General features: G+C 34.6%; 15 protein-coding genes. 6 read left to right on the plus strand and 9 right to left on the minus strand.

All coding sequences use genetic code 11. The annotated features are described in order from the left end of the window. Window positions 1-21: 21 nt before the first annotated feature. The 3 genes from ACVWY7_RS01390 to ACVWY7_RS01400 all read right to left on the minus strand — a co-directional run bounded on the left by ACVWY7_RS01390 (window position 22) and on the right by ACVWY7_RS01400 (window position 2,486). Window positions 22-1,515, minus strand: coding sequence for a YcdB/YcdC domain-containing protein (locus tag ACVWY7_RS01390; protein ID WP_456523625.1), 1,494 nt, complete (start codon window positions 1,513-1,515; stop codon window positions 22-24). Window positions 1,516-1,607: 92 nt separating this feature from the next. Next, window positions 1,608-1,757, minus strand: coding sequence for a 50S ribosomal protein L33 (gene rpmG / locus ACVWY7_RS01395; protein ID WP_001265617.1), 150 nt, complete (start codon window positions 1,755-1,757; stop codon window positions 1,608-1,610). 144 nt (window positions 1,758-1,901) lie between these two features. After that, window positions 1,902-2,486 (minus strand): nitroreductase family protein, encoded by a 585-nt coding sequence (locus ACVWY7_RS01400; RefSeq protein ID WP_072192961.1) that lies wholly within the window; start codon window positions 2,484-2,486, stop codon window positions 1,902-1,904. A 392-nt stretch (window positions 2,487-2,878) separates the two neighbouring features. On the opposite strand from ACVWY7_RS01400, the gene ACVWY7_RS01405 reads away from it, so the two are divergent. Next, window positions 2,879-3,529 (plus strand): GTP pyrophosphokinase, encoded by a 651-nt coding sequence (locus ACVWY7_RS01405; RefSeq protein WP_000456225.1) that lies wholly within the window; start codon window positions 2,879-2,881, stop codon window positions 3,527-3,529. A 54-nt stretch (window positions 3,530-3,583) separates the two neighbouring features. Here the strand turns inward: ACVWY7_RS01405 and ACVWY7_RS01410 are convergent, their stop codons facing one another. Further along, window positions 3,584-4,051 carry a hypothetical protein gene (locus tag ACVWY7_RS01410; RefSeq protein ID WP_456523626.1) on the minus strand — a complete coding sequence of 156 codons (468 nt, stop codon included), beginning with the start codon at window positions 4,049-4,051 and terminating at the stop codon, window positions 3,584-3,586. 54 nt (window positions 4,052-4,105) lie between these two features. After that, window positions 4,106-5,491, minus strand: a complete 1,386-nt coding sequence (locus ACVWY7_RS01415; protein WP_456523627.1) for an alkaline phosphatase — start codon at window positions 5,489-5,491, stop codon at window positions 4,106-4,108. Between the two features lie 261 nt (window positions 5,492-5,752). Between ACVWY7_RS01415 and ACVWY7_RS01420 the strand changes: the two genes are divergently transcribed. After that, window positions 5,753-6,586: a GNAT family N-acetyltransferase gene (locus ACVWY7_RS01420; RefSeq protein ID WP_078984486.1), complete on the plus strand. Its 834-nt coding sequence runs from the start codon at window positions 5,753-5,755 to the stop codon at window positions 6,584-6,586. A gap of 15 nt (window positions 6,587-6,601) precedes the next feature. Continuing rightward, a complete protein-coding gene (locus tag ACVWY7_RS01425) occupies window positions 6,602-7,486 on the plus strand; it encodes an alpha/beta fold hydrolase (protein ID WP_000819820.1) in 885 nt (294 codons plus the stop codon). Between the two features lie 41 nt (window positions 7,487-7,527). On the opposite strand, the gene ACVWY7_RS01430 is transcribed toward ACVWY7_RS01425, so the two are convergent. The 3 genes from ACVWY7_RS01430 to ACVWY7_RS01440 all read right to left on the minus strand — a co-directional run bounded on the left by ACVWY7_RS01430 (window position 7,528) and on the right by ACVWY7_RS01440 (window position 9,450). After that, a complete protein-coding gene (locus ACVWY7_RS01430) occupies window positions 7,528-8,028 on the minus strand; it encodes a DoxX family protein (RefSeq protein ID WP_000236633.1) in 501 nt (166 codons plus the stop codon). 264 nt (window positions 8,029-8,292) lie between these two features. After that, window positions 8,293-8,829: a hypothetical protein gene (locus ACVWY7_RS01435; RefSeq protein WP_000935623.1), complete on the minus strand. Its 537-nt coding sequence runs from the start codon at window positions 8,827-8,829 to the stop codon at window positions 8,293-8,295. Between the two features lie 18 nt (window positions 8,830-8,847). Then, window positions 8,848-9,450 (minus strand): phosphoglycerate mutase family protein, encoded by a 603-nt coding sequence (locus ACVWY7_RS01440; protein WP_000766610.1) that lies wholly within the window; start codon window positions 9,448-9,450, stop codon window positions 8,848-8,850. 170 nt (window positions 9,451-9,620) lie between these two features. On the opposite strand from ACVWY7_RS01440, the gene ACVWY7_RS01445 reads away from it, so the two are divergent. After that, window positions 9,621-9,959, plus strand: coding sequence for a hypothetical protein (locus tag ACVWY7_RS01445; protein ID WP_000871756.1), 339 nt, complete (start codon window positions 9,621-9,623; stop codon window positions 9,957-9,959). 70 nt (window positions 9,960-10,029) lie between these two features. Next, entirely contained in the window at window positions 10,030-10,152 is a 123-nt protein-coding gene (locus tag ACVWY7_RS01450) for a DUF4023 domain-containing protein (RefSeq protein ID WP_000071861.1), read from the plus strand. 47 nt (window positions 10,153-10,199) lie between these two features. Here ACVWY7_RS01450 and ACVWY7_RS01455 read toward each other — a convergent pair whose 3' ends face one another. Continuing rightward, complete coding sequence (locus ACVWY7_RS01455; RefSeq protein ID WP_000709059.1) at window positions 10,200-11,432, minus strand: eIF2A-related protein; 1,233 nt, start codon at window positions 11,430-11,432, stop codon at window positions 10,200-10,202. A 228-nt stretch (window positions 11,433-11,660) separates the two neighbouring features. Here ACVWY7_RS01455 and ACVWY7_RS01460 point away from each other — a divergent pair, with 228 nt between their 5' ends. After that, complete coding sequence (locus ACVWY7_RS01460) at window positions 11,661-14,414, plus strand: S8 family serine peptidase (RefSeq protein ID WP_456523628.1); 2,754 nt, start codon at window positions 11,661-11,663, stop codon at window positions 14,412-14,414. The last annotated feature ends 16 nt before the right edge of the window (window positions 14,415-14,430 follow it).

Here is a 14,430-nt window from a genome sequence, read left to right on the forward strand (position 1 = left end):
TGAAAAATAACTCTTTTTATTTTACTTGCTCCAAATTTTCTCCCCAGTATGCGCATCAATATAACGAATTTCTCGACTACCGTCGAAGAATTCTTTATAATTTTCACCCGTTATTTGTTTATACAGCAATTGATATACCGTTTCCTCTACATCATGATCTATAGACCATTCTAATTTAACTCGGATAGCATCTCTGTATATTTCTAACGCTTCTTCTTTCGTTACTTTTGGTGTTGTTTCGTATGTAAGTAATTCTTTTATAAATTTGCTAGACTCTCCAGAGTAATGCATCACTGCACCATTTTCCGCGTTGATATTGATCATAAAGTGCTTATACTCTGCCGGAATACCATTCACATATACGGAGAAGTTAAATCTTTCAATCCCATCTTCAGCTTCTTCACGTTCCTCCCAAAGACGCAGATATTGTGTGATATCTGGAATAACTTGTTCCAAAAATTGAAGTGCTTTTTGTAAACATTCCTCTCTAGGCAGTATTTGCTTTACTTCTTTATCATCTGTCAATTTTATAAAACCAGTTAATTCATTGGTTAATTTATCAATTGTAACGCTAACTAAATTATTATATTTCAGCATCGGTAAATGCTTTTTAAAGAATTCATTCATTAAATATGAATTCTTTTCTTCTTTCTGTTTTTGTAATTCCTCTTTCGGAACAAATTTCATCCTTATTTCATTATCATTTTCCTTCTCATCTACTTTTGCAAAACTTTCTTTATCCCAGTCAAATAATTCGAATATGTCATCTTGCCGGTTACCTTCTTCTATTTTTTCAACAACTACTGTTGGCGGTAATTTATAATGTTCTGGCCCATATAAATCTTTACCTGTACTTGCATCAATACATGCATGATTAGGCTCTGGTTCATATACAAGATGGTACCCTTTTACTTCCTCCCCGTTTTCATACTCACATGAAGAGTATGTTAAATCTACAAATACAAGTCTCATATCTTGTCTAGCTTTCAAACTTTCTAAAACGACGTTCTCCTCTACAATTTCACTTGGCCATAATGGTTTTTTCTCTATCGGTTTTTGTCCATTGTAATGGAAATTCACAACATTTCCTGAAGAGTGAACTCGCACAACACACCCTGTATTCGGCAATGGATAGCTATTCACTTCTTGCATATAATTTACTTCTTTGCAACCGCGCCTGTCACTCTTAACAGTTACATATGTATAAAATTCAGATCCTTCTTTTGTATATTTTTTTAAGAATGTATTTGCAATCTCTCTTGCTTGATTGTCCTCTATCGCTTCCTCACCGCTCGAAAAAGCTTTTTCATCCTCTATCCTAAAGTCAATTAAACTACCAGTATGTCTATTCAACGTAATCCGTATTGTTCTCTCCTCATCCGCTTTATGCTCCCACCATAATAGATGATATGGGTCATCCACACCTTCTTGATCATCTACAACAAGCCTATAATCATCTGGAATGTTAATAATATGAACCACCTGCTCTTTTCTTTCTTTATCTTTTTGATTCATCATACCGCTCCCTTTATTACAATTTAAGGTAATTATAACAAACACAACCAAAAAATATAAACAAAAAAAAGACTAGAGATATCTCTAGTCTTCTACTTCGTTTCACGATGTAACGTTACTCGCTTTAATCGTGGACAATATTTTTTTAGTTCGATGCGCTCTGGATTGTTTCGTTTATTTTTTTTAGAAATATAATTACGATCACCGCACTCCGTACAAGCTAGTGTAATATTTACACGCATATGTAATTCCCCTTTCTTTTAAAGATCGCAAACTAAATCGTAATGATTACGATTTATATATTATATAACTTCATTCTATTTGTCAATTGCAAAATAAAAGGGATCTAAATAGAACCCTTTTATTTAAGTAATCTATCCCTTGTATTAAAATGTCTCATATGTAACAAACTCACTAATCGGTTTTCGATATCCTCGTGGACGAGTTTTAGTAGTATCACTTTTTCCTATCGTAATCATTAAAACAGGTACTACATGCTCCGGCATATTTAATTCACTTTGTACTGCTTTTTCATCAAAACCGATCATTGGACACGTATCATAGCCATAATATTTAGCTGCGTACATAAAAGTCATCGCACTTAGCGAAGCATTTCTAATCGCTTCCTCTTCCATGAAGCGTTCTCCTTTTCCTTCATATAACCCTTTCGTTTGCTTAATTGTATCTTCATACTCACATTCATCAATCATCTTTAAAACCTTCATACCGAAATAAATATTTTCGACATTTTGATATGCTCTCTTATCACCACAAACAAGTATTACCGCAGACGCACTCGATACTTTATATTGCCCGAAAGCTAACTCTTTTAATCTTTCTTTGCGCTCTTGATCACGAATTACAACATAATGCGTATGTTGCAAATTGTAACAAGATGGAGAGAGCTTTGTTAGCTCAAATATTTTTTTAAAATCCTCATCTGGGATTTCTATTCCTTGTACAAATTTCATTGCAGAACGTCTAGCAATTGCTAATTCTTCAAAATTCACCGTATAACCTCCTTAATAACCATAAATTTAAATATACATTAATTTATACAAATGAATAAATCAAATAAAAACACTTTACATTATGGATAATAATGATGATTTACAAAGAAAAAGACAAAAAGCTGAAACAATTAGTTCATACGAAATTCACACGAATCTATTACTATAGAAATTGTACATAGTGAACTTATTAACAATCACGTTTATTTATATAAAATCTTACTCGAAAGGAGTTGAAAGTATGAAAACTAAATATCGCTTTATGATCTCATCATTTGCTGCTTGCGCTTATATGCTTTGGTATTTAGTGTAATAACAACCTCACTTGTAAATAGAAAAAGGTGTGTATATAAATGGAATATAATCAATCAACAGTTAACTACTGGAAAGCTTTTGTACTACCATATACCTTTGCTTTAGAAGAGTTAAAAACTAAATTTGAAATTATGAACCGGGAAGCCCAATTTTTAGAGGATTACAACCCGTTTGAACATATAAAAACAAGATTAAAACAACCTGAAAGTATTATTAAAAAACTTGAGCGTAAAAATTTATTACCGACAGTTGAAAATGCGCAAACGCATTTACAAGATATCATCGGCATTCGTATTACATGTTGCTTCGTAGAAGATATCTATCATTTAAAAAATGTCATTCAAAAACGTGAAGATATGGAAATCATAGAAGTAAAAGATTATATCGCTAACCCAAAACAAAATGGATATAAAAGTTTACACATGATTATTAAATATCCTTTATCACTAAATTCTGGTACAAAAGAAGTCTTTGCAGAAATTCAGTTACGTACACTTGCAATGGACTTTTGGGCAAGCTTAGAACATAAACTTTATTATAAATATGAGGGGAAAATACCTGAGTATTTAAAAGATGAACTACATGATGCAGCAATGAAAGCTGAAGATCTTGATAATAAAATGGCAACCATTCGCCAAGATATTGATGATATCGAAGCATGCTCAAATCAAATTATGTTACCACTATAAAAAAAGGTTCTCGCCAATGAGAACCTTTTTTTGCTATTTACGAAAAGTTTCACTTTATTTCTTCTCTATCGTGCGAACCTCTTCAATTTTCCATCCATCCTCTTCTTTTCCAAGTGCATACTGTACTTTCTTCTGAAGAGTGACCTCTCCATCTAGTTCCTTTTCCTTTGTTTCAACAACAACATACCCTTCTTTACTAGCTTTCACGTCTATATGTTCCAATTCAATTTTCTTATTTCCTTTTTGAAAACTTGCTTCTTTTTGTGTTTTTAAGTCTTCCGCACTAGGTATATTCTTTGAAAATAACTCCATATGTTCAGCAAGATTTTTTTCATTTGTCGTCCGTACAAATGTCTCAATAACATCTTGAATTGACTTCTCTTCTTCTTTCGTTATTTGTACCTTTCCCTCAGCTTTTGTAGTAGGAGGTTTTTCTTCTATCTTATTCTCTTCGGATTGACATCCAACTAGCAATAATACACCTATTAGAAGGGATCCAATCCCTCTGAAAAAAGCTCTCATCTTCCCATCTCCTAAAAAGAAAAGTGAGGCATTTCGCCTCACTCTCATTTATAATTAGCGTCTTCCTTTATTCGGATCACCACCGCCAACAATATCAAAGACACGTTTAGCGAGATTTGTATTCTCTTGAACGCCAGAGAACAAGTATTTACCAGGGCCAAATGCATATACGTTTACATCTTCTCCTGTATGTCCACCTGTTGTCCAGCCTGTAACCGAACGCTTATTGAAAATATCTTCAATCGCATTATCAATCTTTGTTACATCTTTTGAAGGAGCACTATCATTTACCGCTTTAATTTCTTCGGGCGTTAATTGTAAATCAATATATTTTTTCAATGTTTCTTCTACATTTGCACCTTTTGCAATCTCATTTGCCATAAAGTCTGGTGTGCGTTTTGCTGCTTTAATTGGATCTACTTTAAAGTTATACTCGCCATTTGCACCTAAAGATAATCCGCCAGTAGCATGGTCTGCCGTTGCAATAACTAACGTATTTTTATCTTTTTTCGCAAATTCAATCGCAGCTTTAAAGGCTTTTTCAAAGTCTTCCATCTCACTCATTGCACCAACGATATCATTATCGTGTCCAGCCCAGTCGATTTGGCTTCCTTCAACCATTAAGAAGAAACCTTTTTTATTTTTGTTCAAACGCTCAATTGCTGCATTCGTCATTTCTTCTAATGAAGGTGTCTTCTCATTGCGGTCAATCATTTTATCTAAACCGCCTGGTGCAAATAAACCAAGGATTTGATCATTTTTATCATTTAACAATTGATCTCGATCTGTTACGTAACTATAACCAGATTTCTTAAACTCTTCTGTAAGGTTGCGATCTTTCCTAACAAAGTTTTTTACACCGCCGCCAAGCATAACATCTACTTTATGCTTCCCTTTAACTTTCTCATCAAAATAATCATTTGCAATTGCATCCATATTTTTACGACTAATGTCATGCGCACCGAAAGCAGCTGGTGTGGCATGTGTAATTTCGGAAGTTGCAACTAATCCTGTTGATTTCCCTTTTTCTTTCGCTTGTTCAAGAACAGTTTTCACTTCAGCTTTATCATTGTCAACTGAAATTGCCGCATTATATGTTTTAATCCCTGCTGACATAGCTGTTGCTGCCGATGCAGAGTCTGTAATATTTTCATGTTCATCTTCCGGATATGTTTTTTGTGTTCCTACAAGATGCTTGTCAAACTCTGTAGATTCCATCTCAAAAGTTTTTGGATTGTCTTTCATATAACGATGAGCTGTCATATATGAAGGACCCATACCATCTCCAATTAACACAATAACATTTTTAATCTTTGCATTGCTTCCGTTCTCATCTGCATTTACTTCACTAGAACGCGTAAAATTCCATGTTGCCACCGAAGTAACTGCTAACGAAGCCACAACTGCAAATGGCCATGCTTTTTTCACAAACTTTTTCACTGTATTGTCCCCCTAATTAGGTTATTCATTTCCCACTATCAAATTTAATAGAAGACTGTTAAGGGAAAATTAGTTATATGTAAATTTTTTGTTAACTTATGTAAATATCAGTTATAATTTGTATAACTTTGTCTTTTCATATCAACCATCTTCGCCTTTACAATCCAAACATAAACAAGTTGGATTTCATTTAACGTAAATCTCTTATTTAACATTTTCAATCTACTTTTATGAAAATTAATAGAAATGTGGTGAGCATTTATGAAAATAATAGAGCTAGATAAAACTTATATTTTTGATTTACTGGACCTTTGCAAAGCTATTGGATGGTTACAAGATAAAGCATTTATGAAAAAACAATTCGAAATGTATCTTTCTCTCGGTACACTTGTCGGTTATATGCATGAAAATAAACTGATTGCAGCTGGAGGAGTATTCCCTTTTAAAGATAGGTTTTCTACTATTGGCATGTTAATCGTCCATCCTAATTTTCAAGGCCGAGGCATCGGGCGGACTTTGCTTAATCACTGCTTAGAACACACTCATCCAAAACAGCCAATTGCACTTATTGCAACAAAAGCTGGCGAGCCTCTGTATACATCATGCGGATTTCAAACAGTAACGACGATTCATCGTTTTGAAAAACAAACTACTAAGACACATATCACTCCTACAAAACAAGTAAAAGAAAAAGATCTTATATCTCTTATTTCTCTCGATCAAATTACAACTGGTGCCGATCGTTCATTACTTTATTCATTACTATTACCAAAAACGAGCCACTCTTTTAAAATTGAGAGACATAACTGTATAGAAGCTTTTTCCTTATGCATACAAAAAGGTAATATATTATGTATCAATCCACTTATCGCCAAACGAGAAGAAGATGCTATTCAATTACTACAAAACATATGTGAATGTTGGAATGGCACAGTACGAATTGATGTCCCACATTCACAATTTATATTTCGTAAATTTCTTCAAACAGAAAATTTCCAAGAAACGCTCCTTTCACCTCTTATGATAAAAAATGGTAGCCAACTTCCTGGAAATCGTAATATGCTATTTGCTATGATAGATACAGCGTTATGTTAGAAAGGGGACACCTAATTGAAGCGATTTAGCTATTTTATGGTAGGTTGTCTTACTCTTACACTATTAGTAGGATGTAGTGCAGCAGAAAAGCCAGTAGAACAAGTAAAACAAGTTAAAAATACACTTACAGCAAAACTAGCTACCGAGGAAAAAATGATAGAAATAGATGGTCAAACCATTTACTTCAAAAAGATTGGTAATGAAAAACCACCTTTACTTATGATCCATGGATTTGGAGGATCTTCAGATGGTTTTCAAAAGATTTATTCAGATTTAGCAAAAGATCATACAATTATTTCTGTAGATGCTTTAGGATTCGGGCGCTCATCTAAACCGATGGATTTTTATTATTCTTTCCCGACTCATGCAAATTTGTATTATAAATTAATGAAAAAACTAGGTTACGATTCGTTTGCAATACTGGGCCACTCAATGGGTGGAGAAATTTCTCTTAATTTAACATATTTATATCCTGAAGCCGTTACCCACCTTATTTTAACTGACGCTACAGGCGGTCCTCATACACTCGTGAATAAACAAGGTTCTCCAAAACCCCAGTTGTCGACTGATTTACATACTGTCTCTGCTATTGCAGATTATGATGAAAGCAAAGTGAAATTTAAACGTAATGATGAAGAGCATTACAATAAAATGAAATTATGGCCTAGACGTCTTCAAATCAATGCAAATGAAATACAACAACCAACTTTAATTATATGGGGAAGAAATGATAGTAGCGTTTCATGGAAAGAAGGAGAAACGTATCATCAATTCTTAAAGAATAGTACTTTCCATATTATCGAAAAGGGTTATCATGCACCGTTTCGTCAAGAGCCACAAGAATTTGTAGGTTATGTAAAAGAATTCTTTAAAAACAATCCGATACAAGCTGAAAAATAACATAAACGGGTATCTCATTTTGAGATACCCGTTTTCATATATTAAGCAGCTTGCTTTTGGCGTTTTTGAGTTTTTGATCCTAATACTTTTGGGATAACGAAACCGTCAATTCCAAATTTACCAGCATTCATACCAGAAACTAGAAGGAACATAGATAAGATAACCATTTCCGGATTCACTCCAATTGACCCACTAAACATATAGGAAAAGTTCATTACAAGGCCGAAAAAGACCGCTGTTTTTGTTAAACAGCCTACAATTAAACCAATTCCGACTAAAATCTCTCCCCATGTTACAAGTGTATTAAATAGATCAACGTTTGGAATTGCGAAATCTTGTAAAAATGATGCCCACCAAGATTGAACAGCCGGTTGTGCACCTTTAGATTTTTCAATTGCACCTTGTAAATAACCAGTTGCATCGAAACCTTTTCCTTGTAGTTTACCGATTCCAGCCATTAACCATGTGTAACCAAGATACACTCGGATTACCGCTAACACAAAAGAAACTGCTTTGTTTTCTCTTAAAAGTTGAATAACCATATCTTCCTCCTAAAGTTGTAATTAAGTTAGTTACAGGTAATATAATAACATTAGTTACTTATTTTACAAATGTTAATTATGAATAATTTGTGACATGTGTATGAAACATTAAAAACTAACGTTTGTATAGTAACTTTTATTACTTGTAAAAACTTGAACATATCATACCATAAGTGATAATGGTTTTCATTGAAGAAAATGTAAAAAAAATGTGAGTTAAATGTGAAACACGTTTATTCGAATATAGAATAAACGTGTTTCACACTACTTATATAATCGAAATGTATGTGTCTCTTTATCAATTAACCGTGCTTCTTCAAAAGCCTCTCCTAACGTTTTTTCATGGTTAATAAGCCCGTAAAATAAGCGTATAGTAAACATAAGTGCTGCATTTCCATCTACATAATCAATCGATCCAATATATGATTTCGCACCACTATGTAAAAAAGATTTTGCTAGATTTTGATCCCCTAACGTGCACCCGCTATTTACAATATGTGTATTATGCAATTTTGCATATTCATAAATTTCTTCTGTACCAAAATATCCTCTCGGTTCATCTTGTTCATATACTTCTTCGCCTAACTCTTCCATGACAAACTTTCCTTCCTCACCATGAAAGCAAAAGACGACATAATTAATATCGCTATATAAACCCTTTCCAGAAAGAATGTCGATGAATTCTTTCGGTCTACCAATCCAGTACGTTATAACTTTCGCCCCAAAGTATTCAAGTGATGCTCGGATTGATTGTGCCTCTAAATCAGAATTAAAGCCAACTACTAGTGCAACATTCAACATACACCCACCATCCTATAATTAGATTTCACCAATTAGACTTTTAAAGGATACATCCATTTCATATATACCCGTTTCTTGCAAAAAATCAGCTCTAGTTAAAACGACTTTTTGTAAATATTGCCGATACGCAGTAATTGTCCCGTCGTGAGATACAATGCAAATTCTTTCAGCGCCCAGTTCATAACACCAAAGAAGAAATTCCTCTACTATTCGCTGAAAGCTATTTTCTGAAATAGTATTTATGCCTTCCCTCCATAGCTGTTTATTTGTACTTTTCTCTATCGAAAAATTCGAAAATAATTTTTTTATTCTCCCCTGATCTACTATGTGATCACATGGTAATGTTGTCGCTCCTTCTCGATAAGGAAAAATACGTGGGGATACATATGGATGGACAATTTTTTGACAAGCTACTTTCGTACTCCATATTGTTGCTGTTTGTAAAGTTCTAATTGTAGGACTAGCAATTAATATATCCGTTTCTTGCAAGGGTACATTGCATTGAAGTAATTTAGCCTGATTCCTTCCCTCATCCGTTAACGGTGGATGAGGCACTTGTAAACTTGGTGGCGAATCTTTTGTATGTTCTCCTTCACCGTGCCGAACAAAGATGAGTTTCATCCCCATCCTCCTCTCACTATAAAATCCTCTTACATATTTCTTCCCTATTCCATCCTTTATTCCTGCTATATGAAAAATCGATATGTAAAAAACATTTGACACAACGAATTGGAAAACATTACAATTATATGTGTAAAATACTTTTTACAAGAGAGAGGAGAAACATGCATATGAAATGGCTAACTATCTTAATTGGCATGATTATATGGGGATATATAAACGGATTTTTTAGCAGTGATAAAACTGCTAACCCTTGGATTACAGATGATGAACGCGAAACAAAAATTAAGCAAAAGGCAATCATTGCAAGCTGGTCCGGTGTTTTTATGTTTTGTACCATTAATCTCTTAAACAAATGGTTAGGTATAGAAACGAGTAATACATCACCATACTTACCAACTTCTGTCGCAACTATTTTAAAAGAAAATGTAGAGTTACAAATTTTATTTATGCTATTTATTACGTATGGCATATTTTACGTATACTATCGAAGAAAACTAAGCGCTTAATTTTTTATCTCATGATTATCCTCCTAAATGGTTATAGTAATTAGGACAAGATGAAAGGAGCGATAGAAAAATGAGTAACTCGAATGACTTTTTAGATACACTGCATGAAAAACAAGCAAAAGATGAACAAAATAGAAAACGTCAGGGAAACGGAAACCCAGCGAAAAAGAAGCCAAATAAAACACATAAATAAGAATAAAAAACCTGCCTAAAATGATCTTTTAGGCAGGTTTTTTATTCTTATTTCACCGAGATAACATGTTCCCAATTCCATTTCTCGTAATACCACTCTGGTACATCTATATTTTCAATCCACTTCATTTCATGCTTTCCATCCTTATGAGCAAGCCATACATCCGCTTTCTTACGGTCTGAACGTATCCATATTAATTGATTACTCTTATTCATGAAGAGCGGATGATAATCTCCTTGCCTATGAGGTGGCTTTGTGATTCGATGTTGTTCGTCGCTTGTACTATCGATCTCATATAAAGATGGTAGTGGCCTTTTTTCTGGTGGAGTTTCTATCCCCGCTTCTTTTGCTCGTGAAACGATAATTACGTTATCGTTCTTCCATGTAAAATCCCAATCGACATATCCTTTCGGTGTAAATGTGTTCTGCTGAAGTGCTGGCAATTCTTTTACTTTTAAATGTTTATTCTCTAACGCAACTCTCCCGCTTCCTTCAATATAGGCCAATATATTGTTGGCTGGCGCCCATTTGAACCATTGTGTGTTTAATAACATTTGATCTACCTTTTCAAAACGACTACCATCTGCACGAACTAAGCAAAGCGTATTGCTATCAGCTGACCATGAAGCTGTCGGTACTGCTAAAAATGAAATCCACTTTTGATCTGGTGACCACTGAAAGCCACTTGCAACTAACGCTAGGAAATCATCATGTTCATTTGGCAATGCATACAAATGCTTCATTTTGTGAGGATTCATATGCGCATCTTTTTGTACTTCATATAGCTGAGCTCCTGTCCATCCAGTTGGAAGTAAGTGTGCTTCAGAAGATACAAGAAACTTCTTTCCATTCGGGTACCATGCATAATCACCTACACCAGCCGATACATTTTCAAAATCTGCATTCTTTTTTTCTACCTTGAAGGTATGTAATGTACCTGTAAATATAAATGCAATTATATTTTCTGTTGGTGACCATTGATAATTTGATACTTCTGAGTGAAACGGCGTAACTTTCTTTCCATCTTTTAGCCGATATAACTCAAGAGTATTTTGTTTCTCTCCTTTTACATATGCTAGCCACTCCCCATCATATGACCACTTCGGTCCTGTTATGTATTCTCCTTTTGTAAGTTGTTTTTCTTTTCCATCAACTTTAATCCAGAGGTCATGATGACGAATAAAAGCAATTTTTACTCCACTATTTTCTGCTTTCGTAATAGTAATTGAACTTAAAAATATGAATAATAATGCGATGACACTTGCTATAGCCTTTTTCATAACACTCCTCCATTTCCCTCATAGCATTCCTCAATGTCCACCTACAATATGTGAAAAATACCTATTCGACATAATCAGAAAAAATTTCCCAAGAAATTTTCAATTCATAGAGGATTGGTATGAATTATGTCGAAAATATAGTTTAGCCAACATTCGTTTTTATATTTCACAATAAAAATGTAAGATAACTTTTTGGAATATTGGCACTTTTTATTAGAGGGAGTTTCAATGAAAAAAACTACATCTACACTTTTAAGTATGGCACTCGTCTTTTCTAGTTTTGGAGCTTTAAGCGCCCATGCTGAATCACTGCAAAAGGAGAAGCAATTTAGTCCACAACTAAAAACAACGATTGAACAATGGGGAGAAAGTAAAATTGCTCAACACGTTGAAACAAAAACAACAAAAGAAATATCTGTAATTGTAGAATTGCAACATGCACCTCTTGCTGCGCAAAGTAACATTCAGCATGCTCCAGATTTACAAAATAGTCATGCACAGTCTTATCATACCGAGCTAAAAAAAGCACAAGAAGAGACGACTGAGAAAATAAAAGAAAAAGCACCTGGTGCAAAAATTAAAGAAGTTTATAATACGTTATTTTCTGGTTTCTCTATTTCAGTTCCAGGAGATCAAATTACTGCTCTTGCTTCTTTACCTGAAGTAAAGACAGTCTATCCGAACTTAACATATAAATTGCATGAAACAACGAAAAGCGCTACTAGCGAAGAAGCACCTAATATTGGTGGACCGACAATTGGTGCTCCTGAAGCATGGAATTTAAAAGACCCATCTGGTAAATCTCTTGATGGAAAAGGTATGAAAGTAGCGATTATCGATTCTGGCGTAGACTATACACATCCTGACTTAAAGGCAAATTATATTGGTGGATACGACACAGTGGATGAAGATGATGATCCAATGGATGGTAACGTACACGGTACTCATGTAGCTGGAATTATTGCTGGTAATGGAAAAATTAAAGGCGTTGCTCCGAATGCTTCTATTTTAGCTTATCGTGTCATGAATGACGGTGGTACTGGTACAACAGATGATATTATTCAAGGTATTGAACGAGCAATTCAAGATGGTGCTGATGTGTTAAATCTATCCCTTGGACAAGATTTAAATGTACCTGATCAGCCTGTAACTTTAACGTTAGAACGTGCAGCAAAGCTTGGGGTTACTGCAGTCGTTTCCAATGGAAATGATGGTCCAAAACCTTGGTCTGTTGATGCACCTGGAAATGCAAATAGCGTGATATCAGTTGGAGCATCTACAGTTTCTATTCCGTTTCCAACATTCCAAGTAGCTGGTTCCAGCAAAACATACCAAGGATTACCGTTATCAAAATCAGATTTCCCAATAGGAAATGATTCTCCACTTGTATATGTTGGCTATGGTAATCCAAGCGATTATGCAAAACAAGATGTGAAAGGAAAATTTGCACTTGTTTTACAAGGTACTTCTAGCACGTTAGTAAAAGCTGAACAAGCGAAGCAAGCTGGTGCAATTGGTGTACTATTCATTTCTACAGAAAAAGAAATTAATATTATGCCTGAATACTTTACACGTGAAAACCTAGCCCTTCCAGTTATGCAACTATCCAATGTAAACGGTGAAGAGTTGAAAAATTTAATTACAAAGCGTAAGAAAAATATAAAGATCGGACAACCGGTTCCGACTGAATTAATTGGAAACTTTAGTTCCAGAGGTCCATCACAAGGAAGCTGGCTTATAAAACCAGATATCGTTGCACCTGGCGTACAAATTACTAGTACCGTACCACGAGGTGGCTATGAATCTCATAACGGAACAAGTATGGCTGCTCCGCAAGTAGCTGGAGCGGTTGCCCTCCTGCGTCAAATGCACCCTGATTGGACGACGGAACAATTAAAAGCATCACTTGCCAATACAGCAAAAACTTTAAAAGATGTTAATGAAAATACGTATCCTGTTATGACGCAAGGATCTGGCTTAATTAACATTCCAAAAGCTGTTCAAACAAGTGTATTAGTACAGCCTAACAATATCAGCTTCGGTCTTATAAAACCAAACAGTGGTAAAGTAAAACTGACGCAAAATATTACGTTACAAAATCTTTCTAGTAAAAAGAAAAGCTTTTCAACTCGTATAGAATTACTAGATGCAAACACAAAAACAAAAATAAAAGCTTCTGTTCCTTCATCAATTAGCGTACAACCAAATAGTAATACGGAAAAACCATTTACTATCACTGTCGATAGCTCACTCCCACAAAGTGTGTATACTGGGAATGTATATGTAAAAGAGCAGGGAGCGAAAGAAGAAATTCGAATTCCATTTACATTTAGTATCGATCCTAAAGATTATAAACGTATTGATGGTCTCGAAATTGTGAATTCTACTTTTAGTCCAAACGGAGATAACATATTAGATGATAATCTCATCAACTACTATTTAGTTTCTCCTGTTGAAGATGTAACGTTACATGCTAACTTAGTTACAAAAGAACGTGTGACATACGAAGGAATCATTTATGAAGGTAAAAATGAAACAGCAGGTTATAAACCTTTCAAATGGAATGGTACAAAAGTAGATGGATCACCACTCGCGGATGGTTTATATCAAATTGAAGCTGTTGCTTCTAATTCTGGCGGAGAAACGAAACAAACGGCGGCTGTATTTATTGACCGAACTGCACCAAAATTGACGCATGAAGTTGATCAAGAAAATCTCGTAATTAGAGGAAAAGTTGACGATATTCTACTAGATTGGATGACAGAATCTGGTTGGGTAGCACCTGGAATTCCAGTGAGAATGCAATATGAGATTAACGGTAATGGCGTATGGGAAAGTGCGTTCTTAAACCCTTGGGAGAAAAACTATGAAATTTATTTCGATCGTAATCAATTACAACAAGGAAAGAATACCATTCATATTATGACAACCGATGCAGCTGGAAATACAACAAATTTAAATGTTGATTTAGAAGTAAAATAAGTCGTACCACAATTCT

The sequence above is a fragment of the Bacillus sp. TE9106W genome, from assembly GCF_054062215.1.

Coding starts and splice junctions, on each gene's coding strand:
- ACVWY7_RS01390 (WP_456523625.1), bottom strand. CDS start 1,515: ATGAATCAAAAAGATAAAGAAAGAAAAGAGCAGGTGGTTCATATTATT.
- rpmG (WP_001265617.1), bottom strand. CDS start 1,757: ATGCGTGTAAATATTACACTAGCTTGTACGGAGTGCGGTGATCGTAAT.
- ACVWY7_RS01400 (WP_072192961.1), bottom strand. CDS start 2,486: ATGAAATTTGTACAAGGAATAGAAATCCCAGATGAGGATTTTAAAAAA.
- ACVWY7_RS01405 (WP_000456225.1), top strand. CDS start 2,879: ATGGAATATAATCAATCAACAGTTAACTACTGGAAAGCTTTTGTACTA.
- ACVWY7_RS01410 (WP_456523626.1), bottom strand. CDS start 4,051: ATGAGAGCTTTTTTCAGAGGGATTGGATCCCTTCTAATAGGTGTATTA.
- ACVWY7_RS01420 (WP_078984486.1), top strand. CDS start 5,753: ATGAAAATAATAGAGCTAGATAAAACTTATATTTTTGATTTACTGGAC.
- ACVWY7_RS01430 (WP_000236633.1), bottom strand. CDS start 8,028: ATGGTTATTCAACTTTTAAGAGAAAACAAAGCAGTTTCTTTTGTGTTA.
- ACVWY7_RS01435 (WP_000935623.1), bottom strand. CDS start 8,829: ATGTTGAATGTTGCACTAGTAGTTGGCTTTAATTCTGATTTAGAGGCA.
- ACVWY7_RS01440 (WP_000766610.1), bottom strand. CDS start 9,450: ATGAAACTCATCTTTGTTCGGCACGGTGAAGGAGAACATACAAAAGAT.
- ACVWY7_RS01445 (WP_000871756.1), top strand. CDS start 9,621: ATGAAATGGCTAACTATCTTAATTGGCATGATTATATGGGGATATATA.
- ACVWY7_RS01450 (WP_000071861.1), top strand. CDS start 10,030: ATGAGTAACTCGAATGACTTTTTAGATACACTGCATGAAAAACAAGCA.
- ACVWY7_RS01455 (WP_000709059.1), bottom strand. CDS start 11,432: ATGAAAAAGGCTATAGCAAGTGTCATCGCATTATTATTCATATTTTTA.
- ACVWY7_RS01460 (WP_456523628.1), top strand. CDS start 11,661: ATGAAAAAAACTACATCTACACTTTTAAGTATGGCACTCGTCTTTTCT.